Here is a 24,054-nt window from a genome sequence, read left to right as displayed (position 1 = left end):
ACGGGACCATGATGGTTCGATCACAGCATATCAGGCTTCGCCAGCTGCGCGGGTTTGCTGCCGTCCTGGCGGCGGGTCTCGCGCTTGGCGCTTGCGCAAGGAATGCCGATGTCACGGGCTCGCTTGCGCCGGTCGACACGCGCGAGCGCCACCCGATCGTGCTGCGCGACGCACCGCGCTCGCTCGACGTCTTCGTGGGCCGGGCCGGCGGCGGGCTCGATGCAAGGCAGGCGGAGGATGTCGCCGATTTCGCCCGGGAGTATCGCCGCTCCGGGCGCGGCGGGCTCGTTGCCGAGGTTCCCACCGGCATGCGTCGCGAGATGGCGGCGCATGACACGCTCAACGCCATCCGCGCGACCCTGGCTCGCAGCGGCGTGTCGGCTGCGGCGCTTTCTGTCCGGACCTATCCAGTCAACGATCCCGGTCTCGCTTCGCCGATCCGCCTCACCTTCGCCTCTCTCCAGGCCAGCTTGCCGCATTCCTGCGGGCAATGGCCGGAGGATATGGGTGCTTCCAGCTTCAAGACAGGGGCGTCGAACGCGCCTTACTGGAATCTGGGTTGCGCCACCCAGGCGACGTTTGCCGCGCAAGTCGCCGATCCGATCGATCTCGTCCGTGCCCGCAGCGAGGGCCGCCCCGATATCGTCAAGCGCATGGGCGCCATCACCAAGCTGCGTGAAGGCAAGGATCCCTCGACCGAATACCGGCAGCAGACGCCGCAGATCAATTCCACTGTCGGCGGAGGAACCTGATGGACAAGGATCAGGCCGTCGAGACGCTGACTGAGGCCCCGAGCAACGAAACCATCATCGCCCCGCTTCCGCGCATCACCTTGCAGGCCTTCTGCGAGACGCCGGGCGTGGCTGCGACGATGCAGGCCGTCATCGCCGACCGCCGCATGGACAAGGCGCATGCGCGCATCCAGATGGGCGGTCCCGCGGCGGCTGTCGAGGCATTTCGTTCGGCCCCGACCCCGAATATCATCGTGGTCGAGACGGTGTCCGATCCCGCGACGCTCGTCCGCCATCTCGAAACCTTGTCGGAAGCCTGCGACGCCGGCACCAAGGTCGTGGTCGTCGGGCATGTCAACGACGTCCAACTCTATCGTGATCTCATTCGCCGCGGCGTCAGCGAGTATCTGATCGCTCCGCTCGGTACGCTCGATATCCTGCGCACGCTGTCGGAGCTCTATGTCGCGCCCGGCGCCCGCAACCTCGGCCGTATCATTGCGGTGATGGGTGCCAAAGGTGGTGTCGGCGCCTCGACGGTGTCGCATAACGTCGCCTGGGCGATCGCCCGCAATCTCGATGCCTCGACCGTCATCGTCGATCTCGACATCGCCTTCGGCACCGCGGGCCTGGATTTCAACCAGGATCCGCCGCAGGGCGTGGCGGAGGCCGTCTTCGCGCCGGAACGGCTCGACGCCAATTTCCTGGACCGCCTGCTTTCGCGCTGCAGCGAGAACCTGGCCCTGCTCGCGGCGCCGGCCATGCTGGATCGCACCTGCGATCTTTCCGAGGATGCGTTCGACCAGCTCTTCGATCTGCTGCGCGCCAGCGTGCCTTGCGTCGTCCTCGACGTTCCCCATCTCTGGAGCGCCTGGGTCAAGCGCGCCTTGATCAGTGCGGACGAGATCGTCATCGTGGCTGCGCCCGAGCTCGCCTCGCTGCGCAACGCCAAGAACCTGATCGATTTGATGCGCGCGGGCCGCGCCAATGATTCCAGCGCGAGGTTGGTGCTGAACCAGGTCGGCTTGCCCAAGCGGCCCGAGATCGATGCCTCCGAATTCGCCAAGGCGCTCAATGTCGAGGTGCTGAGCTCGATTCCCTTCGACGCGCAACTCTTCGGCACTGCCGCCAATAACGGCCAGATGATTGCCGAGATTCAAGCCACCGGCAAGGTCAACGAAGCCTTCGTCCAGATAGCCAGTGCGCTGACCGGGCGCGGTGAGGCCAAGCGCGGCAAGCGCGGCCTGTTCGAGCCGCTGGTCGCCAAGCTGAAGCGCCGCAGGGCCTGACGATGATGTGCGCCGCGATCCGCGTCGGTACGGGCTGCTCGGTCGGGCGATGTCTCGCCTTGTCCGCGAAAGAGGGTTGAGATGTTCGGAAAGCGATCAGCCGGCGCAAATCCGCCCCTGGCCTTGACCGTGAAGGCGGCCGCTTCCGCGCCGGGGCTTGCGCGCACGCTCGACCAGACCGCCGGGCACGATTCGCGGCGCAGCCCGCCGCCTCCGCCCGTACCGGTCGAGACGCCGCGCTCCGACGAATATTATCAGATGAAGAGCATGATCTTTGGGGCGTTGATCGAAGCGATCGACCTCTCGCAGCTCGCCAAGCTCGACGGTGAATCGGCGCGGGAGGAAATCCGCGACATCATCAACGAGATCATCTCGCTGAAGAATGTGGTGCTCTCCATCGCCGAGCAGGAGGAATTGCTCGACGATATCTGCAATGACGTTCTCGGTTATGGCCCGCTCGAGCCCTTGCTGGCGCGCGACGACATCGCCGACATCATGGTCAATGGTGCGACGCGCACCTTCATCGAAGTCGCCGGCAAGATCACGCTGACCAATATCCGTTTCCGCGACAACGCGCAGCTGATGAATATCTGCCAGCGCATCGTCAGCCAGGTTGGCCGGCGCGTCGATGAATCCTCGCCGATCTGCGACGCGCGCCTCGCCGACGGCTCGCGCGTCAACGTCATCGCGCCGCCTCTGGCGATCGACGGCCCGGCGCTCACGATCCGCAAGTTCAAGAAGGACAAGCTGACGCTCGACCAGCTCGTGCGGTTCGGCGCGATCTCGCCGCCGGGAGCCGAGATCTTGAAGATCATCGGTAAGGTCCGCTGCAACATCGTCATCTCGGGCGGCACGGGGTCGGGCAAGACGACGCTGCTCAACTGCCTGACCAACTACATCGATCTCGACGAGCGGGTGATCACCTGCGAGGATGCGGCCGAACTGCAATTGCAGCAGCCCCATGTCGTGCGCCTCGAAACGCGCCCGCCTAATATCGAGGGCACCGGCGCCGTCACCATGCGCGACCTCGTCAAGAACTGCCTGCGCATGCGGCCCGAGCGGATCATCGTCGGCGAGGTGCGCGGACCGGAAGCCTTCGACCTGCTCCAGGCGATGAATACGGGCCATGACGGCTCGATGGGCACGTTGCACGCCAATACGCCGCGCGAATGCCTGAGCCGTATCGAATCGATGATCACCATGGGCGGCTTCAGCCTGCCGTCGAAGACGCTGCGCGAGATGATCTGCTCATCGGTCGACGTCATCATCCAGGCCCAGCGCATGCGCGATGGTTCGCGCCGGATCACCCACATCACCGAGGTGATGGGGATGGAAGGCGATGTCATCATCACCCAGGACCTGATGACCTACGAGATTCTGGGCGAGGATGCGTCTGGCAGGCTCACCGGCCGGCACCGCGCCACCGGCATCGGCCGGCCGCGCTTCTGGGAGCGGGCGCGCTATTATGGCGAGGAGCAGCGCCTCGCGGCGGCAATCGACATGCTGGAAAGGCACGGCGAGGCCGATGCGGCCTGATTGCGCGATCTGAGCGGAGCAACACGCCATGGACAAGAGCGTCATCGCTGTCATCGTGCTCGCGACCCTCGCCGCGGGCGGCGTCGTCTATGCGCTGTTCTATCCGCTGCTCAGCGGGCAGGCCCGGGCGGAAAAGCGCCGCAAGGAATTCGCAAGTCCCGTCGCGACACGCGGCATCGACCGCGAGGCACAAGTCCGAGCCAAGCGCGGCCAGGTGGCTCAAAGCCTCAAGGACATCGAGAAGCGCGAGAGCTCACGCAACAAGCTTTCCCTCGAAACACGCCTGTCGCAGGGTGGGCTGAACTGGACACGTAAGAAATATTACATCGTCAGCGCGGTCATGGCCGTGGTGACGGCGCTGGCCCTGCTGCTGGCGAGCGGCAACCCGCTTCTCGCGGTCATCGGCCTGTTCGTGGGCGGGTTCGGCCTGCCCTCCTGGTACATCAAGCGCTGCAAGACTAAGCGGTTAAAGAAGTTCGGGATTGAATTCCCCAATGCGATCGACGTCATCGTCCGCGGCATCAAGGCGGGCCTGCCGCTGAACGACTGCCTGCGGATCATCGCGCATGAAGCCGCCGAGCCTGTCGCCGGTGAGTTCAGGCAGATCATCGAAAGCCAGGCGCTCGGCCTGCCGCTGATGGAAGCCACCGTGAAGCTTTATGATCGTATGCCCTGCGCCGAAACGAACTTCTTCGGCATCGTATTGGCGATCCAGCAGAAGACCGGCGGCAACCTTGCCGAGACGCTCGGAAACCTGTCCCGCGTCATCCGCGAGCGTCGCAAGATGCGCGACAAGATCCAGGCTGTTTCGATGGAGGCCAAGGCCTCGGCCGGCATCATCGGCTCATTGCCGCCCGTCGTCGCGATCCTGGTCTACCTCAGCAGTCCGCGCTACATCGAACTGCTCTGGCTCACGCAGACCGGCAAGGTCGCCTTGGTCGCCGGCGGCCTCTGGATGCTGATCGGCTGCCTGGTGATGCGCAAGATGATCAACTTCAACATTTGAGGCGGAGCGGATGATTGCCCTCATCGCAGACAAGCTCGCCGACGGACAATTCCTGTTGTCCATTCTCGTCGCTGTCGCTGCCGCCGCGACCGTGCTGACGCTGGCAATCCCGCTGACGGAAGGCAACGGCCTGCAAAAGCGCATGAAGAACGTTGCCAGCGAGCGCGAGAAAATCCGCGCCCGCGAGCGCGACAGGCTCAACCGGCAGAAGGACAAGGTCACGCTTCGCCAGGAGCCGAAACAGTATATGCGCCGGGTCGTCGACCAATTTAAGCTCGGCGACTGGCTTGGCACTGAGACGGCGAAGCAGCGGCTCTTGATGGCCGGCTATCGCGGCCCACAGGCTGAAGTCGGCTTTCTGTTCTTCCGCCTGGTGGCGCCGATCGGGCTTTTCCTGTTCACGCTGTTCTACGTTTTCGTCCTGAACGATTTCGGTCAGCCTTTCATGGTCAAGGTCGGGATTGCGATCGCCGCCGCCTATCTCGGCATCAAGGCGCCGGAAGTCTTCCTGTCCAATCGGATCGGTAAGCGCCAGGCTTCGATGAGGATGGCTTTTCCCGACGCTCTCGATCTGCTGCTGATCTGCGTCGAATCCGGCATGTCGATGGAGCACGCCTGTCGCAAGGTCGCCGGCGAGATCGGCACGCAGTCCGTACCGCTCGCGGAGGAGTTCGCGCTGTGCACGGCCGAGCTCGCCTATCTGGCGGAGCGGCGGCAGGCCTATGAGAATCTGGCCCAACGCACCGGGCTTGAAAGCGTCAAATCGGTCTCGACCGCCCTGATCCAGGCCGAGCGCTACGGTACTCCGCTTGGCACTGCTCTGCGGACCCTGGCCCAGGAGAGCCGTGACCAGCGCATGATGATGGCGGAGAAGAAGGCGGCTTCGCTGCCGCCCATGCTGACCGTGCCGATGATCCTGTTCTTCCTGCCGGTGCTGTTCATCGTCATCCTGACGCCGGCGCTGATCCAGGTTTTCAAATGGCAGTGACACGGCCTTCGGCGCGTCCTTCGTATCTGGGTGGGACTTCGCGTAACGCAACGAGCCGATGACATCGCGGTATTCGAGAACACCGTGGCCGGTGACGCCGCCGCTGTCCGTGCCGCTGCGACCGCGGTTGCACATGCCATCGGCGATGATGTTGTAGCCGGCATCGTGCAAGGCTTTGTATTCCGGGAGGACATTCACCTCGAATTCGCCGAAGTTGGTCCAGGGCTTCAGATGTCCCGGATAGCCGTAGCGGTTGCACGCCATCGGGGGGGCAGATGACGAGCTTGATCGCGAAGGCTGAGATCGTGACCATCCATACCAAATTCGTCTGTCGGCTTCAGGCAGGCTGACAAGAGAGCTTGGCGCGGAACTCTGCGTCCCGTTCGGAACCATCGCGTCAGGGGAGCACTTCCGTCGCTTTCAATATCAGCGGACGGCACGTATGTTAGCGACCTCGCAAGGCAATCAGGCTGACGTCGATCGTGCGGGCCCGGAAGCCGGCTTCGCAATAGCAGAGATAGAACTCCCACAGCCTGCGAAACGGCTCGTCGAAGCCAAACTGCGCGACTGTGGCCCAGCGCTCCAGGAAGCGCCGGCGCCACTCCTTCAGGGTCAAGGCGTAGCTCTCGCCGAAGTCGAGTTGCTCGGCCACGGTGAAGCCCGCTCCTTCGGCTTCGTGTACCAATGCCGGGACGGATGGCAGGCAGCCGCCGGGAAAGATGTAGCGCTGGATGAAATCGGTGCCTTGCTGATAGGCCTCGAACAGAGTGTCGTCGATCGTGATTGCCTGCAGCACAGCACAGCCGCCGGGCCGGAGCGAACGGCGCAGCGTCGCGAAGTAGGATGGCCAATAGGCGTGCCCGACCGCCTCGATCATCTCGATCGAAACGATGCGGTCGAATTCGCCGGAGATGTCGCGATAATCCTGCAGGTGCAGGCTGACGCGCTCAGCGAGGCCGGCCTTGGCAACGCGCTGCCGCGCTATCTCCAGCTGCGCCGGCGACAGGGTGATTGCGGTTACGCGGCAGCCTTCCCGGGCCAGCCGTTCGGCCAGGGCGCCCCAGCCGCAGCCGATTTCGAGGACATGTTCGCCTCCTGAAAGACCCAGCATGGCGACGATCCTGTCGAGCCTGCGCTGCTGCGCCGCTTCGAGCGTCTCCGCCGGCGTTTCGTAAAGTGCCGAGGAGTACATCATGCTAGCGTCGAGCCACTGGCCGTAGAAGTCGTTGCCGAGATCGTAATGCGCCATGATGTTGCGGCGGCTGCCCGTGCGGGTATTGGCGTTCAGCACATGCCGAAAGCGATTGAACAGGCGCGTCGGCCATGCGCCCGAAATCAACCGGCGCAGCGTCGCGTCATTGCGCGCGCCGAGTTCGATCAGCGCAGTGAGATCGGGCGTGTCCAGCTCGCCGTCGCGATAGGCTTCGGCCAGCCCGATATCGCCGTCGAGCAGCACGCGCCGCATCGCGCGCCAATTTTTCAGGATCAGCGTGGCCTGGGGGCTGGTAGCGGCGCTTCCACCGTGGAGGTGCTCGCCCTCGGGCGTGATGACGGTCAGGCGGCCAATGACGATGCGCGAAAGCAGACGGCGCAGGAACCAGCGCGAGAGGCCGATGCCGCGCGGCAGCGCGAGCGACTGCTCGGTGATCGGGAGGCCGCGTTCGGTCTCGTGTTGGCTCATCGCTGCATCGGTCCTTTCGCATGAGGCCTCACGGCGCTGCCAGGGCTGAATGGCAGCTCCGGCGGCGCCGGATGCCGCCGCCACGGAATGCGTTTCATCAGCAGCCGCAACGCGTGCCAGTGGATGGCGGCGGTGACTTTCAGCGTAAGCAGTGGGTGGGTCGCGAGCAGCCGCAGCAGCGTTGCATCGCTGATCTCGGCGCGTTTGCCGCTCATCGTCGCGGCGATCAGGCGCCCTGCGGCGTCGTGACCGTCGATCGCGATCGAGACCTGGTCCCCAGGGGGCATGACCTGGAAGGCATAGTGCATCGCCAGCCCCATGAAGGGCGAGACGTGGAAGACCTTGCGGGCCTCCTGCCACAGCGGCTCCCCTGTGGAGGTCGCCGGCGCGACGTAGCTGTGGGTCTCGCCGTAGGTGTTGTGCACCTCATAGACCGTGGCGCAGAGGCTGCCGTCGCGGCGATAGCAGAAATAGGCGCTGAACGGGTTGAAGGCGTAGCCAAGGATGCGCGGCATGGTCAGCAGGCGGATGGAGCCGTCGTCCCAAGCGATATCCGCGCTGGCCAGAGCGTCGCCGATCTGCGCCCGCAGAGGCCGACCGCTGCGGTCGCCATAGTCGGTGTCGCGAAAGGCGTAGAGGTTGAAGTGATTGTGCGAGAAGCTACGCAGATTTGCAGCGAGCGCATCGATTTCGTCGAGATCAAGCAGCATCCAGAAGACGCGATAGGCCAAGGCATGTGGCTTCGGCCGAAACCGATGGTGTCGTACCGATCCGACATAGAGGGCAGAATTCCAGCTCACGCCGCCTGCTCCCGTTGCTCGGGCAGCGGGATGCGTCCCGATTCGTTGGGAACACGCCAGGGCCGACGGCCGCCGCCGAGCGCCTCGGCGACCGCTAGCCCGGCTTGCAGTCCATCCTCGTGGAAGCCCGACCCGAAATAGGCGCCGCAGAACCAGCTGCGCCGCGCGCCCTGGAGCGACCAGAGCCGCGCCTGAGCGTCGAGCGCTGCGGCATCGAACAGCGGATGCTCGTAGGATTCCTCATGGAGGATGGTGGCCTCGCGCAGCCCGTCCGGCGGGTTGAGCGTGACGAAGAGGGGCCGTTCTTCCGGCAAGCCTTGAAGCCGGTTCATCCAGTAGGTGACGGCGCAGGCAGCCTCGGGCCGGCTGCGATCGCCGATATGGTTCCAACTCGCCCAGGCTCGCCGGCGCCGAGGCATCAGGCTCGTGTCGTTATGCAGCACCGCGCGGTTGCGGCTGTAGCGGAAGGCGCCGAGTGTCTCCGTTTCCTCCGTGCCGGGATCGGCCAGCATCGCGAGTGTCTGGTCGGCATGAGTGGCGAAGACCACCTCGTCGAAGCGCTCGCTCCAGCCATGACCCAGGACCACGACCTCATTGGGCGCACGTCGAACCTGCCGCACGGGCGAGCCGATCCTGACCTGGCCCGAAAAGGCGCTGCGCAACCTCTCGACATAGACGGCGCTGCCGCCGGTCACGGTGCGCCACGCCGGCCGGTCGGTGAGCTGCAGCAGCCCATGATTATGGTGGAAGCGAAGGAATGCCGCAGCGGGGTAGGACAGTATTTCGGAACACGGTGCCGACCAGATCGCCGCAGCCATCGGGAGGAGATGATCGTCGCGGAAGGCGACGCCATATCCGCCTGCGGTAAGATAATCGCCGAGCGAAATGTCCTCGGCATGGCCTGTGAGCACATCTCTCGAAGCGTTTCGGTAGAAGCGACTGACGTCCTGCAACATCGCCCAGAAGCGCGGACTGACCAGATTGCGTCGCTGCGCGAACAAGCCGGTGATGCTGGTGCCGCTGTATTCGAGCCGGCCGCCATCGAGGGAGACGGCGAAGGACATCTCGGTCGGCTGTGTCGCGACGCGAAGATGCGCCATCAGAGCTATGAAATTGGGATAGGTCGCCTCGTTGTAGACGATGAAACCGGTATCGACCGCAGTCTCGCTGCCTTGTCCGGTGATGCGAACCGTGTTGGCGTGCCCGCCAAGGCGAGGCGCCTCCTCAAACAGCACGACGTCATGCGCTTGTCCGAGCAGCCACGCGCAGGACAGGCCGGAGATGCCGGCGCCGATCACCGCGATCCTCTTCGACTGGACCTGCGCCCTTTCCATCCCCGCCTCTCCGCTTTTCATGACGGGTATACGCAGCACGTGCCGGTCTGGATTTGTCGCAAGGCACTGAAAAACACGCCGGCCCTGTGACCCATGGCCGGTCCTGCTGCGTAAGCTGCCAACAGGTGCGGACGTCCGGGAGAGATCGGCTATGTCGAGGACAGGTCTGAAGCAGGTGATCGCGGCGGTCAGTGCCTATGCCGCGCATCCCGATCCGCGCGCTGCGATCGCCAACACCGTCGCGCTGGTTATCGTCTCGAACCAGCCTTTTTATCCGCTTTATATCTATTGGGCGGTCTCGCCGGTCATCTCGCCGTCCTACGTCACCTTCCTGTCGACGCCCTTCTTTGCCGCCGTTCCGGCCGCGATGCGGCGCAGCCCGCTTTTCGGACGTGCGCTGCTGCTCGTCGCCGGCATCGGCAACACCCTGCTCTGCCGCGTTGCTTTCGGTCCGAGCTCAGGGGTCGAAGTTTTCCTGTTTCCGTGCCTGATGCTGGCGCTGCTGCTGTTTCGACATTGCGAACGCGCCTTTGCATTGGGCTTCGCGGCGCTGGCCTTCATCGTCTATCTGCCGCCGGCTGCGCTTCTGGGCGCGCCGCTTCACCTCTACGACCCGGGCGAATATGCGGCCCTGCAGCGCCTGAATTTCTTAAGCGCCGCATCCCTGACCGTGTTGATCGGCTGGCTCTTCGCCGGACGCCTCGGCACGATTTCGCGCCCCGATGAAACCGATCACGGTGGCTGAGCGTAGAAGAGAGGCATTCGCGGAAAGGGACATCGCCATGAACCGTCTTCTGCTCGCCCTTACCTTTTCATCATTGTCTGTGGCGAGCGCGGCCGCCGCGGATCTCGACGGCACGTGGCTGCGCGACGATGGCAACGCGCGCGTGCGCATCGCGCCATGCGGTGACAAGATCTGTGCGACCAATCTCTGGATCGGCGATACCAGCACAGGTGAGGCCGTTGGCGATAAGCTGATCATGAGCCTGTCGCGCCAGGCCGACGGAAGCTTTTCGGGAGAGGCCTACGATCCCAAGCGCGACTGGAGCTATGCGATGACGATCAAAACGGCAGCCGGTGGCTTGACCACGCGCGGTTGCATCGTCGGTCGGCTGATCTGCCGGGATGTGACCTGGAAGGCCGCTCAGTAATGCGACCGAGCATTGCCGAGGCCTGCAACGGGTGATCCAGCGCCATGGGCAAAGCGTATCTCGCCTATGGTTGCCACTCTCGCCCTGACTGTCGATGGCATGCGCAAGGCGGGAGCTGCAGCGCAAGGAGGTCGGTTCTTCGTCTTGTTCGACCCCAACACATTGATTGCTGCGATTGCGCGCTCGGGTGACCGGGCCGCATTCGCTGCTCTTTTCGACCATTTCGCGCCACGCGTGAAGGGCCTGCTCATGCGTGGCGGCACGCCAGCCGAGCTGGCTGAAGAGGTCGCGCAAGAGGCCTTGCTGGCTGTCTGGCGCAAGGCGGCATTGTTTGACCCTTCGAAAGCCAGCGCATCGACCTGGATCGCGACAATAGCGCGCAATCTGCGCATCGACATCGCTCGCCGGGAGACACGGTCGCGATTGTCCCAAGTTTACGAGATTTTGGATGAAGAAAGACCTGAACGTCCTGACGAGACCCTCTCCGGAGCGGAACGTGATGTGCGGGTGCGGGCTGCAATGACGCAGCTCTCGCCCGACCAATATCGCGTCGTCGAACTGGCGTTCCTCGAAGGCTTCAGCCACCAGGACGTCGCTCACCGCCTCGCCATCCCGCTCGGGACCGTGAAGTCGCGGCTGCGATTGGCACTGTCGCATCTGCGCGGCAAGCTGGAGGATCTGCGATGAGCGTCGCGCATCGTCCGACCGACGAAATGCTGGCGTCCTTCGCCGCGGGGCAACTCGACGAAGGCCTTGCGGTGGTCGTCGCGGCTCATGTCGAGATGGATTACGAGAGCTGGCGGCGCGTGCAGGAACTGCAGGCTGTGCAGGGTGCGCTCCTCGATGCAATCGAGCCCGTCTCGATGGATGCAGGGCCGTCCTATTCGCGGCTGGTCGAGCCTGGCACGCCAGGCTTCGATACGGCTTCGCCAAGGGGCGAGCCGGGGTTGCCCGGGGTTCTGCGTCCCTACGCATTCGGCCCCTGGCGGCCGATCGGCATCCGGATTGCCATGCGGCGCATCGAGGTTCCCGGTGCGGAAGCACGCGTGTTCATGCTGCGCGCCGGGCCAGGCATCGCATTGCCGCACCACAAACATAGTGGCCTCGAATGGACCACGATCCTGTCGGGAGCCTATGAGCATCAATACGGGCGCTATGCGGCCGGGGATTTCGACGAAGCCGATTCCGATCATGATCACACGCCGCGCGTCGACCCGGTCGAGGGCTGTACCTGCATCGTCGCCATGACCGGGAATGTGCTGTTCCAGGGCTGGCTCGGACGGCTGCTGCAGCCGCTGGTGCGGCTGTGACCGTCACTTCCTTCGCCATGGCCGCCGTTTTCACGGGCGTGGCGATGTCCGCCTTCATGGCGCTGGCAACGCTGATCGAACGCCGCACCGGCAATTCCGGCTGGATCGATGTGATCTGGACCTTTGGTCTCGGCGCGACCGGCTTCGCCGGTGCGCTGTTGCCCTTCGGCGCCGGGCCGATGTCGCGACGTTTGCTGGTGGCCGGGCTCGCGCTCGCCTGGGCGCTGAGGCTCGGCCTGCACATCGCACAGCGTACGAGCACTATCACCGAGGATCCGCGCTACGCGAAGCTCAAGCGCGACTGGGGCAGCGATGCACCCCGACAGATGGTCCGGCTGCTTCACATGCAGGCGCTGGTCAGCATTCTGCTGGCGCTCGGCATCGTTCTGGCTGCGCATAACCCAGCGCCCCCCTTGGGTTGGCAGGATTTCATCGGTGTTTCTGTCTTCGCCATCGGCCTCGCAGGCGGTGCCGTCGCGGATCGGCAACTGCGTGCCTTCGCCCGCTCGGGAACGGGTGGCGTCTGCGATCGCGGATTGTGGCGCTGGTCACGTCATCCGAACTACTTCTTCGAATGCGTGCTCTGGGGCTCTTACGCGATCGTCGCACTCGGAGTTTCCTATCCCTGGGGCTGGCTTGCTCTGTTGGCGCCGGCCTGCATGACACTGCTGCTCACACGCATCTCCGGTATCCCCCCTCTGGAGGAGCACATGCTCGCCAAGCACGGCGCGGCCTATCGGGCCTATCAGAATCGAACCAGCGCGCTGATCCCGAAGCCGCCGAAAGGAGCGACGCCATGACCTTCATGCAGAGGCTCTCGAACTGGGGCGAAGGGCTGCCCGTGCCCGACGCCATCAGCCGCATGGTGATCGCCTCTCTGGTCGGTCGCACCGGGCGCTCGCTGGCCACGCAATCCGCCGACACCGCCGCCTTCGCCCGCGAGATGGCGGAGTTTCCGATCGCACTCCATACCGACATCGCCAACGCTCAGCACTATGAGGTGCCAGCCGCCTTCTTCGACAAGGTGCTTGGACCGCAGCGCAAATATTCCTCCTGCTATTACGCCAATGCCAGCGATAGTCTCGCGACGGCGGAAGAGACTGCGCTGATGCTGACGGCAGAGCACGCGCAGCTCGCCGATGGCCAGGATATCCTCGAGCTCGGCTGCGGCTGGGGTTCGCTATCGCTGTGGATGGCCAGGCGCTATCCGGCGGCCCGGATCGTCTCGGTTTCCAATTCGGCCTCGCAACGCGCCTTCATCGAGGAACGGGCGCGCGAATACGGGCTCGACAACCTCCGCATCGTTACCGCCGACATGAACGATTTCGGATCGGATGAGCGTTTCGACCGCGTCGTCTCGGTCGAGATGTTCGAGCACATGGCGAACTGGCGCGCGCTTCTCGGCCGCGTCCACGGTTGGCTCAAGCCGGACGGGAGGCTGTTCATCCATGTCTTCGCCCATGCGCGGGGCTGTTACCGTTTCGATATCGGCGATGGCGGCGACTGGATCGCACAGCATTTCTTTACAGGCGGCATCATGCCGAGCGCGGCTCTGGCGCATCAGTTTCCGGATCTCTTCACCGTCGAGGCCGAATGGCGCTGGAGCGGCGAGCACTACCAGCGCACTGCCGAAGATTGGCTGTCGAACTTCGACCGCAACCTGCCGACCATCGATCCAATCCTGAGCGAGGCCTATGGCGAGGACGCGCCGCTGTGGCGGCGCCGCTGGCGCCTCTTTTTCCTGGCTACGAGCGGGTTGTTCGGTCATGCCGGCGGCGAACCCTGGGGCGTCAATCATTATCGGCTGCGGCCCGCTTGATGGCTCCGCCGAGGAGATCGAACGATCAGACCCAGCCCCAACCGCTGGCGCGACGCACGATCTCATAGGCGATCCAGCTGCAGAAGCCGACGACGACGGTGCCGTAGACGATGTCGGCGACAGTGACCGTCAGCGTCCAGGGTCGCAGCGTGGCGTAATTCGTCAGGTCATAGGTCGCATAGGCGAACAAGCCGATCAGGGCGCCATTCACCAGCGCCGCACCGGCGTTTTCATCTCGCAGAGCGGGCATGATTGCGAAATGCAGCACACCGAGCGGAAAGCCGAAATAGAACAGCGCTGCTGGCCAGTAGCGCACCTGCTCGACGATCAGGTCGCCCAGTGCCGGCCTGTAGAGTTTGGCCGTCATCGTGCCGAGCCAGATGGCATCGCAGATGCCGAAGGCGACGAGAAACGCGATGTAACCGACGACGAAGCGCATGATGACCTCCGGGGCTATGCCTGCAGATACGTAGGGCAAGCCGCCCCGGTTCATATCCGGGTGCTGCTTCGAAACGCCCAAGGCACAAATCCGTCCCGTCGGGCCAAACGTATAGAGCCAAGCCCTGGAGCTGATGGCGACCATGATGACTGAAATCTCCCGCCGCGCGATCGTTCCACTGCTCGCTGCGGGAGCCCTTCCCGGCTGCGCCGCGTTACGCCCCGGCGTACTGACCAATGGCGCAAGCGACGTCGCCTACGGCCGCCACCCGCGGCAGCGAATGGACATTTACGTCCCGCAAAGTGGCGGCACCGGCAGGCCGGTCGTCTTCTTCATCTATGGCGGCTCCTGGGCCAATGGCGCCAAGGAGACCTATGCATTCGTCGGTGAAGCGTTTGCCTCGCGCGGTTTTGTCACGGTGATCGCGAACTATCGTCTCGTTCCCGAGGTGCGCTTTCCGACATTCATTGAGGATGGCGCACTGGCTCTCCGCTTCGTGCGCGACAATATCGCCCGCTTCGGCGGCTCACCGCGAATGCTTCACGTCATGGGACACTCGGCCGGCGCCTATAACGCCATGATGCTGACGCTGGACAGGCGTTACCTCGTCGCTGCGGGGCTGCGTTCGAACGATATCCGCTCCGCCGTCGGGCTCTCGGGCCCCTATGATTTCCTGCCTTTCGACATCGACGTCACCAAGGCGGCCTTCGGAAATGCCCGCGATCCGGCGCAGACGCAACCGATCAACTTTGTCCGCAGCGACGCCCCGCCGATCCTTCTGGCGACCGGGTCCGACGATACGACGGTCCTGCCGCGCAACAGCGAACGGCTCGCCGCTGCACTGAAGAAAGTCGGCGCGAAGTCGGTCTCGCTTAGGATCTATCCCGGTCTCGGCCACGTCGGGACGGTTGCCGCGCTCTCGGGGCTTCTGCAATGGAGCGCGCCGATTCTGGATGATGTCGTCGCGTTTTTGACGTCGAGATCCTGACAAAGCCTTGATCGCGCAAAAACATCAGGCCAGCGCGGATCAGGGGCCGTTCGATTAGGTCGCCAATGACGGTCGCTCGGAAGTAACCTTCTGAATTCCGGCGAGCTGCCACATCTCGACACCGTAAGCGATCTCGACAGCGGCTTCGGTCGCTTTTCCTTGGTTCCAAGAAAGCTATGCGTCAAGCGCATGGCAGCAAAACCGGCCAGTCTTACGCTGAGTGAGATTCGGCGAGATTTTTGCGTCAGAGGCGCCTGTCAGTCTCATCCTGGGTGAGATCCAACAGGTCTTACGAACGCGATCGGAAGCATGATTGCTCCAGCCTAGGGCGTCTTTCCCGGAGCTTGGCGTCAGACCTTGGGCGCTTCGCCCATCGGTGCTTCCGGTTTGCGGGCGGTTGTCTTGCCCTTGCTGCCGCCGGCCTTCAGGATGTCCCAGCTATTCGTCTGACTGACGCTGCGCTTGAGATAAGCGATCGTGGCCGCGGCTTCCGTGGGGCTCTGGTCCTGCCGGGCCAGGGTCTCGGCTTCGCCGAAGCGGCCCTGCAGGCCGAGCACGAGAACGAGGTTTTGCCGCACGCGCGCGTCGCTGCGGTTGGAGGTGGCCGCCTCGCGCAAGACCCGTTCGGCCTCGGGCAAATGCTTGGAGAGCGCCAAGGAGAGGCCGAGATTGGACATCACGGTCGGCTCGCCGGGCGCGAGCTTGAGCGCCGCCTGGTAGAGCTGCTGCGCGCGTTCGGGCTCACCGAGCTGGTCGGCCACCGTGCCCTGGGCCGAGAGGATGCGCCAATCCGGCCGTTCCGGCGAATGCGCGCGCGAGAGCACTTCGTCCGCCTCTTTCAACCGGCCATTATCGGCGAGAGAACGGCCATAGGCCCCCAGCATTTCGAGATCATTGGTATGGACCAGGACCGCGCTCTGCAACACCGCCAGCGCCTGGGCATTCTGGTCGAGCGCACGCAAAGCGCGGGCATAGTAGAAGGCGGCGTCGCGCTCTTTGGGGTTGGCATCGTAGCGCTTGCCCCAGCGCTGGCTCTCTGCCTGCCAATCGGCCGGGCTGCGCGGCTGGGCGTCGCTGCGGCCGATCGAACCCGTGATATCGCCGAGGCCACCGCGGCTCTGGCAGCCGGCAGTGGCAAGCGCGGCGAGGCAGACGGCAGCCAGAAGGCTGGCGCGGACAAGCTTGCGAGAGGCCATCAGGGGCGCTGGAAGGCTGGCGGACATGGCGGGATCGCCTCGCAACGATGGAAAATCTGGTCCTGCCGGTGATAAAGCGTTAACCCTAATGCATTCTTAACCATGGCCTCGCGACCGGTTCCCGACCGCGCTTCCGATCAGGTGTCCATCTCCGTGCACAGCCTTCTCGTTTCCGCCTCGCCTTCGGCCATTCCGGTTCATGTCGTCTCGAAAGCCGGGTTACCCACGCTGCTCGAAGCCCTGGCGCCGGAAGGCCGGCGCTTTGCGCAGGCTCAGGGCTTCGCCGCCCGGCCGGGCCAGCATCTTGCCTTGCCGGATGCTTCGGGAGCGGTTGCGGCCGTCCTGCTCGGCGTCGAGCCGCCCGAAGCGCGTCGCCGCGATCCTTTCGCATCCGGCCGGCTCGCGGCGATCTTGCCAACTGGCGATTATGTGCTGTCGGGCGAGATCGGCGATGCCGGCTTGGCTGCGCTGGCTTGGCTGCTGCAGGGATACCGCTTCGACCGCTACCGCAATCCCGCTTCCGCCACGGCCCGCCTCGTACTGCCCGAGGGAGTCGATGGCGAGGAGTTGAGCGCGGTGGCGACGTCAGCCATGCTCGCGCGTGATCTCGTCAATACGCCGGCCAATGACATGGGCCCTGCCGAGATCGAGGCGGCGATTCGCGCGCTCGGCGAGGAATGCGGCGCCACCGTCACCAGCATCATCGGCGACGATCTGCTGGCCAGGAATTTTCCGATGATCCATGCGGTCGGCCGCGCCTCGCCGCGCGCGCCGCGTCTGATCGATCTGGTCTGGGGCGATCCCAGCCATCCCAAGGTCACGCTTGTGGGCAAGGGGGTCGCCTTCGACACTGGCGGCCTCGATCTCAAGCCGTCGGCGGGCATGCTGCTGATGAAGAAGGATATGGGCGGGGCTGCCGCGGCGATCGCCGCTGCGCGCATGATCATGCTGGCGAAGCTTCCGGTCCGCCTGCGCCTGCTCGTGCCGGCGGTGGAGAATGCGGTCTCAGGCTCGGCCTTCCGGCCGGGCGACGTGCTGCAAAGCCGCAAGGGCATCACGGTCGAGATCGGCAATACCGACGCGGAAGGCCGGCTCATCCTGGCCGATGCGCTGGCGCTCGCCGACGAGGAGGCGCCAGATCTGCTGATCGACTACGCCACGCTGACGGGCGCGGCCCGCGTCGCGCTCGGGCCGGAACTGCCGCCCTTCTATACGCATGACGAGGGGTTGGCCGCCGAGATCGCCCGCCTTGGCACTGCGGTGAATGACCCGGTCTGGCGGCTGCCGCTCTGGCCGCCCTATGACGGGCTGCTCGATTCCAAGATCGCCGACGTCAACCATGTCTCGGGCGGCAGCTTCGCGGGCTCGGTCACGGCCGCCCTGTTCCTGAACCGCTTCGTCGAGAAGAGTGCATCCTACGCCCATTTCGACATCTATGGCTGGACGCCCTCGGCCAAGCCCGGCCGGCCGGAGGGGGCGAGTGCCAGGCCGCCCGCCTGACCTATGCGCTGCTGAAGCAGCTTCACCCTGTCGGTTAAGCCTCTTCTGTCGGTTAAGCTTCTTGCGCGACAGCGATTGCGCCCGGGCCGAAGGCGCATAATGATACGGGTCCGTAACGATCGGGATCCGCGCATTCATGCCCTTGGAGATCAGGCCCTCGCAGGCGCTCAGACTGTGGCGGCAAGTGCATCTCGATCTGGTGCGCGACGGGCAGGCTGATCTTTCGGCCCGCCAGACCGCGATCCTGCTGACGATCTATCTCGAATTGCCGCCCCATACCGTGCGCGGGCTCGCCGCGCAGCTCGGCGTCACCAAGCCGGTGATCACGCGTGCGCTCGACACCATGGGCAAGCTCGGTCTCGTCAGCCGGCGGCGGGATGAGTTCGACCGCCGCAATGTCATCATCCAGCGCACCGTGGCAGGCGCGCTCGCGGTCGAGAAACTGGCTGATCTGGTGACGGAGCGGGCAAGGGAGCTCGGCGGTGGCTGAAACCCGCGGTCTTCGCGCGTTAACCGGTCGCGACTGGAGCGTTTTCGAGCGAAGTGGACACCGGTTCGCGTGAAGAAAATGCGATAAAACAAGGAGGTAGAGCATGTCCGCGATTCGGAGAAACGCGGAAATGCTCTAGATTGCTGCCATGAGCTTGATTCTCGACCGCCGCCTTACGCCCGCTCGCCCTGATCTCGCCGCCAGCCGCTTGCGGGGCCAGGTCGAGGCGCGCGCTTTCGTCGATCCCGAGTCGATGCGCGTCGTCGCAGCCTCAGTGCCTGTGCGCCGCGAGCCGCGCCCCGACGCACCTCTCGATACGGAAGCGCTGGCCGGCGAGTTGGTCGATGTCTATGAGAGCCATGAAGGCTGGGCCTGGGTCCAGCTCGCCTCCGACAGCTATGTCGGCTACGTGCCCGACGATGCGTTGCGGTTGGACGCTCCTGCGCCGACGCACCGCGTCTCGGCGCTTCGGACCTTCATCTATCCCGGCGCATCGATGAAATTGCCACCGCTGGAGGCCTTGTCGCTGGGCGCAAGCGTCACAGTCACGGGAGAGGCTGGCGACTTCCTCGTGCTTGCCGATGGCGGGCATGTCTTCGCCGCCCATCTGTCCGCCACTGACGCCTACGAACCCGATTTTGTCGCAGTCGCCGAGCGCTTCCTGCACGTGCCTTATCTCTGGGGCGGCAAGACCAGCCTCGGGCTCGATTGCTCGGGGCTGACGCAGCTCTCGCTGGCGGCAGCGGGCGTCGCTTCGCCGCGCGATTCCGACATGCTGGAGGCGTCGCTCGGCCAACCCCTCGCCTTCGACGACAGCCTTCAGAACCTACAACGCGGCGATCTTGTCTTCTGGAAGGGCCATGTCGGTATCCTGGCCGATCCGGAGACGCTGCTGCACGCCACCGCCTATACGATGACGGTCTATAGCGAGCCGCTGCGCACGGCCCGCGACCGCATCCAAGCCAAGAGCTTCGGCGCGATCACGAGCATCAGGCGTCTCGGCTGAGGCTCACCCCAGTCCCTTCAGCCGGTACAGTGCCTCCATCGCCTGGCGCGGCGTCATTTCATCGAGGTCGAGCTCGTTCAGCGCCTCGCGCAACGCATCGACCGCGGCAATGGCTAGGACAGGCGCAGTCCGCCTGACCGGCGCGGCGAAGAGGGGTAGGTCGTCGACCAGCGAGGCGACCGGCTTCTCGCGCTCGGTCTTCTCCAGTTCACTGAGGATCGCGCGGGCCCGTTCGACCACGGCGAGCGGCAGGCCTGCGAGCTTGGCGACCTGGATGCCGTAGGAGCGGTCGGCCGCGCCTGCCACCACCTCGTGCAGGAAGATCACCTCCCCGTTCCATTCGGTGACGCGAACGGTCGCGTTGGTGACGCGCTCCAGCCGGTCTCCGAGCGCGGTGAGCTCGTGATAATGCGTCGCAAACAGCGAGCGGCAGCGATTGACCTCGTGCAGGTGCTCGATCGCTGCCCAGGCGATCGAGAGTCCGTCGAAGGTCGCGGTGCCGCGCCCGATCTCGTCGAGGATGACGAGCGCGCGCGGCCCGGCCTGGTTCAGGATCGCGGCGGTTTCGACCATCTCGACCATGAAGGTCGAGCGTCCGCGGGCAAGATCGTCGGCCGCACCCACGCGCGAGAACAGCCGGTCGACGATGCCGAGATGGGCGCTGGCCGCGGGCACGAAGGAACCCATCTGCGCCAGCACCGCGATCAGCGCATTCTGGCGCAGAAAAGTCGATTTACCCGCCATGTTCGGGCCGGTGATCAGGCAGATGCGCCCACCATTGCTGCTTTCGCCGGGCGGCGAGAGTTCGCTGTCATTGGCGACGAAGGGCTTGCCGTCGCGCTTGAGCGCGGCTTCCACGACCGGATGGCGTCCGCCTGTGATGATGAAGGCGGCGCTGTCGTCGATGACCGGACGGCTCCAGCCTTCGCGGCTGGCGAGTTCCGCGAGCCCGGCGAAGACGTCGATCTCGGCGAGCGCGGCGGCCGCGGCCTTGATCGGCTCGGCCTGAGCCAGCACCGCCTCGCACAGGGCCGCGAAGACGCCGAGCTCGAGCTTCAAGGCGCGATCGGCGGCCGAGGCGATCTTGGCCTCGAGCTCGCCAAGCTCGATCGAGGAGAAGCGCATCGCATCCGACATCGTCTGCCGGTGCACGAAGGTCGCCCGCCAGGGCTCCTTCAGGAAATCCTCGCCGACGGCCTGGGGCACCTCGACGAAGTAGCCGAGCATGGAATTATGCTTGATCCGCAGCGTCCGGCAGCCAGTCTCGGCGCTGTAGCGCGCTTGCAGTTGCGCGATGACCTTGCGGGAATCGACCTGCAGCAGCCGCAATTCGTCGAGGGCGGCGTCGAAGCCCTCGCGGACGAAGCGGCCGTCGCGGCGGTTGAGCGGGAGTTCCTCGGCCAGCGTGTCGGTCAACCGGGTCGGGAGAGCCGGATCGGTCGCCGCAAGCGCGCTGGCGGCGCTGGCGAGATCCTGCGGCAGCGTCGCCTGGCGGGCGAGCAGGGCTGCGATCTCGCGCGCGGCGGTGAGCCCTGCCCCAAGCGCTGCGAGGTCGCGCGGACCGCCGCGGTCGAGCGAGAGGCGGGCGAGTGCGCGCGCCACATCGGGAACGCGGGCGAGGGCGCGCTGAAGATCCTCGCGCAGGGCGCTGTCGGCGACGAGCGCCGCGATGGCGTCGTGCCGATTGGCGATGGCGGCCGTATCCGTCAGCGGTCCAGCTAATCGCTCGGCAAGCAGGCGCGCGCCGCCCGGTGTCGCCGTCCGGTCGATGGTGGCGAGCAGGCTTCCCGTCCGCTCGCCCGACAGGGTCCGCGTCAATTCGAGATTGGCCCGCGTCGCGGCGTCAATCAGCATGGTGCCGGCGCCGGCATCGCGCACCGGCGGCGACAAGGGCGGCCGCGCGCCGAACTGCGTGCGCTCGACATAGGCGAGCGCGGCGCCCGCCGCCGCGATCTCGGCGCGGGTGAAGGCGCCGAAGGCGTCCAGCGTGGCAACGCCGAAGAACTCCTTGAGCCTGCGCTCGGCCGAGGCCGCGTCCAGCCCCTCGCGCGCCAGCGGCGTCACCGGCACATTGACCTCGCGCCAGAACGCCTTCATCGCGGGGTCGTCATAGATCGCGTCGGGGCAGACGATCTCGCGCGGTTCGAGGCGCGCGAATTCGATTGCGAGGCGCTCCTGCGGCGTCTCCATCACGCTGAAGCGCCCGGTCGAGATGTCGATGGCCGCCAGCCCATAGAGCGCGCCGTCGTCGCTGAGCTTGCGGCGCGCGACCGCGACCAGCAGGCTCGCGCGGCCGGGCTCGAGCAGGCGCTCCTCGGTGATGGTGCCCGGCGTGACGAGCCGCACCACGTCGCGCCGCACCACCGATTTGGGGCCGCGCTTCCTGGCCTCGGCGGGATCCTCGACCTGCTCGCAGACGGCGACGCGATGGCCGGCCGCGATCAGCCTCTGGAGATAGTCGTCGGCGCGCTCGACCGGGACGCCGCACATCGCGATGTCGTGGCCTTGATGCTTGCCGCGCTTGGTCAGCACGATGCCGAGCGTGCGCGAGGCGATCTCGGCGTCGCTGAAGAACAATTCGTAGAAATCGCCCATCCGGTAGAACAGCAAGCAGTCGGGATTGGCCGCTTTGATCTCGACATATTGCGCCATCATCGGCGTGACGCGCGCGGCCTCGTCCTTCGCCGCCGCCGGAGGGACGGGGCTGGGGTCGTTTCGCTCGGAAAGGGGCTCGGTAGCATGACGCATGACGCGGCGAACGCTAGCGATTCGGCCCCGGCTTGGGAACCTCACGGATGCGCGCCATCCCCGGCAAAGGGGATTTTGATGTGGAGCTTTCGGCGATCACGACCGGGGCGCTCTAGGGTTTATAATTTATCAATGGCGCCCGGCGTAAGTAACGAGACGGAAGCTTCCCTCCGCCCGTTCTGGTTGTGCGTACCGCCATGCTGTTCGAACTGTTCAGAGGCCTCAGCTACCTCCTGATCGCGGCGGTCTTCGTGCCGCTGGCGACGCAGCGGCTCGGCGAACGTCATCTGCTTCGCCAAATCATCGTCGGGATCGTCTTCGCCGCCGCCGGCTGCGCCAGCATGCTCGACCCGGTCGTGATCAAGCCCGGCGTTCTACTCGACTTCCGAAATGTCGTAGCCGGCCTGTCCGGCCCGCTGGGCGGACCGGTCTCGGCTTTGATCTCGACTGTCGTGATCGGCGCCGTGCGCCTCTATCTGGGGGGCGAGGGCGCGGTGCCGGGCGTTGTCGGCATCCTGCTCTGCGGCGCCATCGGCGGTTTTTTGGCATGGCGACTGCGGCGTACGGGCCGGGTTGCGGCGATGCGGGAACTGATCTTCATCGGCCTCGTCGCAGCCTGGATGCCGGTGCTGATTATCTCGCTCTTCGTGCCATTTCCGGAAGCCTGGGAACTGATCCCAGTCTTCTCCGGCCTGGGTCCGACGGCGATCAACATGCTCGCCGCCTGCCTCATCGGCTATGTCATGACCAGTGACCAGCAGCGCGTCGAGACCCTGCGCCAGCTCGAGGCCTTCACCGCGAACACGCCGGGCGTGCTCTACCAGAAGGTCATCAAGCCCGACGGCGTGGTCAGCTACAAATTCGCCAGCACCGGCATCGAGAAGCTGCTCGACGTCACGCGCGAGCAGGTCGAGCGTGAGCCGACGAGCTGGCTGCGCTGGATGGCGCCCGAGGACCGCGAGGTGCTGGCCAGGGAGAATGCCAGGAGCGTCGCTGAACACGCTCTCGCACCTTGGCGCTTCGAGGCTCGCCACCTGAAGGATGACGGCTCGATCGTCTGGCTGCGTACCGATGCGGCTGCGCGCCGTCTGGCGGATGGTTCGATCTGCTGGGACGGAATCCTGACCGACGTCACCGCAGAGCGCACGCTGGAGCGCCGCCGTCAGGACATCGAAAACAGCCGCAAGGCGGCGCTCGAGGATCTCGCCGTCCAGCTGGAGGTCACCGTTGGCAAGGCCCTGCAGGGCATGGGGCAGTCGGTGCGCAGCATGCATGAAGCCGCCAGCGAAATGGCGAGCAGCGCCAACAAGACGGCGCAGCGCGCAGCCGACGTCACGCAGCAGGCCGAGGGCGCCTCGCAGCGCGTCGGCAGCGTTGCCGTCGCTGCCGAGGAGATCGAGGCCTCGATCCGCGAGCTGACGCGCCAGACCGCCCATGCCGACCAGACCGCGCGCGATGCGGCGAGCTATGTGCGCTCGACGCGCCGCGACGTCGCCGGCCTCGCCGAGGCGGCCGACAAGGTCAGCGCGGTGCTCGATTTCATCGAGGACATCGCCGCCCGCACCAATCTGCTCGCTCTGAACGCGACCATCGAGGCGGCACGCGCAGGCGCGGCCGGGCGCGGCTTTGCGGTCGTTGCCGGCGAGGTCAAGAACCTGGCCGAGCAGACGCAGAAGGCGACGCGCGACATCGCCGAGACGCTGCAGGAGATTCGCGGCGCGGCCGCCACGGCGTCCGATGCCGTCGCGCATATCGAGGGCACGATGACCTCGATCGAGCAGACCTCCAGCATCCTCGCGGATGTCGTCAGCCGGCAGGCCGACATCGCCTCGAACATCGCCGCCGATGCGCAGGCCGTCGCCGGCAGCACCAGCGTCGTCACCGCCAGCGTCGGCACGGTCGGCGACGAGGCGCGCATCACCGGTGACGCTGCGGTGCGTGTGGTCGCGGCGGCCCGCAAGGTCGATGAGCAGACCGTGGCGCTCGATCGCTATGTCGGCGATTTCGTGCAGGGCGTGCGCGGCCGGCTCTGACGGCACTGAGCG

At 65.5% G+C, this 24,054-nt stretch carries 21 protein-coding genes and 1 pseudogene; 16 read left to right on the top strand and 6 right to left on the bottom strand.

The features are described 5' to 3' along the window. The first annotated feature begins 8 nt into the window (after positions 1-8). From RMR04_RS29300 to RMR04_RS29280, 5 genes are all read left to right on the top strand, one after another. Positions 9-752, top strand: a complete 744-nt coding sequence (locus RMR04_RS29300) for a CpaD family pilus assembly protein (protein WP_311912024.1) — start codon at positions 9-11, stop codon at positions 750-752. Then, positions 752-2,017: a CpaE/TadZ family protein gene (locus RMR04_RS29295; protein WP_311912023.1), complete on the top strand. Its 1,266-nt coding sequence runs from the start codon at positions 752-754 to the stop codon at positions 2,015-2,017. Before RMR04_RS29300 ends, RMR04_RS29295 begins: the two co-directional genes overlap by 1 nt. An 81-nt stretch (positions 2,018-2,098) precedes the next feature. Continuing rightward, entirely contained in the window at positions 2,099-3,553 is a 1,455-nt protein-coding gene (locus RMR04_RS29290; RefSeq protein ID WP_311912022.1) for a TadA family conjugal transfer-associated ATPase, read from the top strand. A gap of 28 nt (positions 3,554-3,581) precedes the next feature. After that, entirely contained in the window at positions 3,582-4,559 is a 978-nt protein-coding gene (locus tag RMR04_RS29285; RefSeq protein WP_311912021.1) for a type II secretion system F family protein, read from the top strand. A 10-nt stretch (positions 4,560-4,569) separates the two neighbouring features. Then, entirely contained in the window at positions 4,570-5,547 is a 978-nt protein-coding gene (locus tag RMR04_RS29280) for a type II secretion system F family protein (RefSeq protein WP_311912020.1), read from the top strand. Positions 5,548-5,992: 445 nt separating this feature from the next. Here the strand turns inward: RMR04_RS29280 and RMR04_RS29275 are convergent, their stop codons facing one another. The 3 genes from RMR04_RS29275 to RMR04_RS29265 all read right to left on the bottom strand — a co-directional run bounded on the left by RMR04_RS29275 (position 5,993) and on the right by RMR04_RS29265 (position 9,362). After that, positions 5,993-7,228 (bottom strand): class I SAM-dependent methyltransferase, encoded by a 1,236-nt coding sequence (locus tag RMR04_RS29275; RefSeq protein WP_311912019.1) that lies wholly within the window; start codon positions 7,226-7,228, stop codon positions 5,993-5,995. Continuing rightward, positions 7,225-7,959 carry a DUF1365 domain-containing protein gene (locus RMR04_RS29270; protein WP_311912018.1) on the bottom strand — a complete coding sequence of 245 codons (735 nt, stop codon included), beginning with the start codon at positions 7,957-7,959 and terminating at the stop codon, positions 7,225-7,227. The genes RMR04_RS29275 and RMR04_RS29270 overlap by 4 nt, the downstream gene beginning before the upstream one ends. A gap of 65 nt (positions 7,960-8,024) precedes the next feature. Beyond that, the gene (locus RMR04_RS29265) at positions 8,025-9,362 is read right to left on the bottom strand and encodes an NAD(P)/FAD-dependent oxidoreductase (protein ID WP_311912017.1); all 1,338 of its coding nucleotides are present in this window, start codon (positions 9,360-9,362) and stop codon (positions 8,025-8,027) included. A 151-nt stretch (positions 9,363-9,513) separates the two neighbouring features. Between RMR04_RS29265 and RMR04_RS29260 the strand changes: the two genes are divergently transcribed. The 6 genes from RMR04_RS29260 (at position 9,514) to RMR04_RS29235 (ending at position 13,642) form a co-directional block, all read left to right on the top strand. Further along, a complete protein-coding gene (locus RMR04_RS29260) occupies positions 9,514-10,107 on the top strand; it encodes a hypothetical protein (RefSeq protein WP_311912016.1) in 594 nt (197 codons plus the stop codon). Between the two features lie 37 nt (positions 10,108-10,144). Continuing rightward, the gene (locus RMR04_RS29255; protein ID WP_311912015.1) at positions 10,145-10,513 is read left to right on the top strand and encodes a DUF2147 domain-containing protein; all 369 of its coding nucleotides are present in this window, start codon (positions 10,145-10,147) and stop codon (positions 10,511-10,513) included. 144 nt (positions 10,514-10,657) lie between these two features. Next, entirely contained in the window at positions 10,658-11,200 is a 543-nt protein-coding gene (locus RMR04_RS29250) for a sigma-70 family RNA polymerase sigma factor (protein ID WP_311912014.1), read from the top strand. Continuing rightward, a complete protein-coding gene (locus RMR04_RS29245) occupies positions 11,197-11,823 on the top strand; it encodes a ChrR family anti-sigma-E factor (RefSeq protein WP_311912013.1) in 627 nt (208 codons plus the stop codon). The genes RMR04_RS29250 and RMR04_RS29245 overlap by 4 nt, the downstream gene beginning before the upstream one ends. Then, positions 11,820-12,623, top strand: a complete 804-nt coding sequence (locus tag RMR04_RS29240; protein WP_311912012.1) for a DUF1295 domain-containing protein — start codon at positions 11,820-11,822, stop codon at positions 12,621-12,623. The genes RMR04_RS29245 and RMR04_RS29240 overlap by 4 nt, the downstream gene beginning before the upstream one ends. Beyond that, a complete protein-coding gene (locus RMR04_RS29235) occupies positions 12,620-13,642 on the top strand; it encodes an SAM-dependent methyltransferase (protein ID WP_311912011.1) in 1,023 nt (340 codons plus the stop codon). Before RMR04_RS29240 ends, RMR04_RS29235 begins: the two co-directional genes overlap by 4 nt. Before the next feature lie 25 nt (positions 13,643-13,667). On the opposite strand, the gene RMR04_RS29230 is transcribed toward RMR04_RS29235, so the two are convergent. Further along, entirely contained in the window at positions 13,668-14,081 is a 414-nt protein-coding gene (locus RMR04_RS29230; protein WP_311912010.1) for a DUF2177 family protein, read from the bottom strand. A 145-nt stretch (positions 14,082-14,226) separates the two neighbouring features. Between RMR04_RS29230 and RMR04_RS29225 the strand changes: the two genes are divergently transcribed. Next, on the top strand, positions 14,227-15,069 hold the full coding sequence (locus RMR04_RS29225) for an alpha/beta hydrolase (protein ID WP_311912009.1): 843 nt from the start codon (positions 14,227-14,229) through the stop codon (positions 15,067-15,069). 350 nt (positions 15,070-15,419) lie between these two features. On the opposite strand, the gene RMR04_RS29220 is transcribed toward RMR04_RS29225, so the two are convergent. Then, a complete protein-coding gene (locus RMR04_RS29220; protein WP_311912008.1) occupies positions 15,420-16,292 on the bottom strand; it encodes a tetratricopeptide repeat protein in 873 nt (290 codons plus the stop codon). A gap of 126 nt (positions 16,293-16,418) precedes the next feature. Between RMR04_RS29220 and RMR04_RS29215 the strand changes: the two are divergent. The 3 genes and pseudogenes from RMR04_RS29215 (at position 16,419) to RMR04_RS29205 (ending at position 19,261) form a co-directional block, all read left to right on the top strand. Further along, positions 16,419-17,803 (top strand): annotated as a pseudogene (locus RMR04_RS29215) (leucyl aminopeptidase family protein). Between the two features lie 98 nt (positions 17,804-17,901). After that, entirely contained in the window at positions 17,902-18,255 is a 354-nt protein-coding gene (locus RMR04_RS29210) for a MarR family transcriptional regulator (protein ID WP_092173215.1), read from the top strand. 148 nt (positions 18,256-18,403) lie between these two features. Next, the gene (locus RMR04_RS29205) at positions 18,404-19,261 is read left to right on the top strand and encodes a C40 family peptidase (RefSeq protein WP_311912007.1); all 858 of its coding nucleotides are present in this window, start codon (positions 18,404-18,406) and stop codon (positions 19,259-19,261) included. 3 nt (positions 19,262-19,264) lie between these two features. On the opposite strand, the gene mutS is transcribed toward RMR04_RS29205, so the two are convergent. Further along, a complete protein-coding gene (gene mutS, locus RMR04_RS29200; protein WP_410492302.1) occupies positions 19,265-21,913 on the bottom strand; it encodes a DNA mismatch repair protein MutS in 2,649 nt (882 codons plus the stop codon). A 293-nt stretch (positions 21,914-22,206) separates the two neighbouring features. Between mutS and RMR04_RS29195 the strand changes: the two genes are divergently transcribed. Beyond that, a complete protein-coding gene (locus RMR04_RS29195; protein WP_311912005.1) occupies positions 22,207-24,042 on the top strand; it encodes a methyl-accepting chemotaxis protein in 1,836 nt (611 codons plus the stop codon). Positions 24,043-24,054 lie beyond the last annotated feature (12 nt).

Source organism: Bosea sp. 685, assembly GCF_031884435.1.
Lineage (GTDB): Bacteria > Pseudomonadota > Alphaproteobacteria > Rhizobiales > Beijerinckiaceae > Allobosea.
Note: the sequence above shows the minus strand (reverse complement) of the source record. Positions and strands in the feature narration are given on the sequence as shown.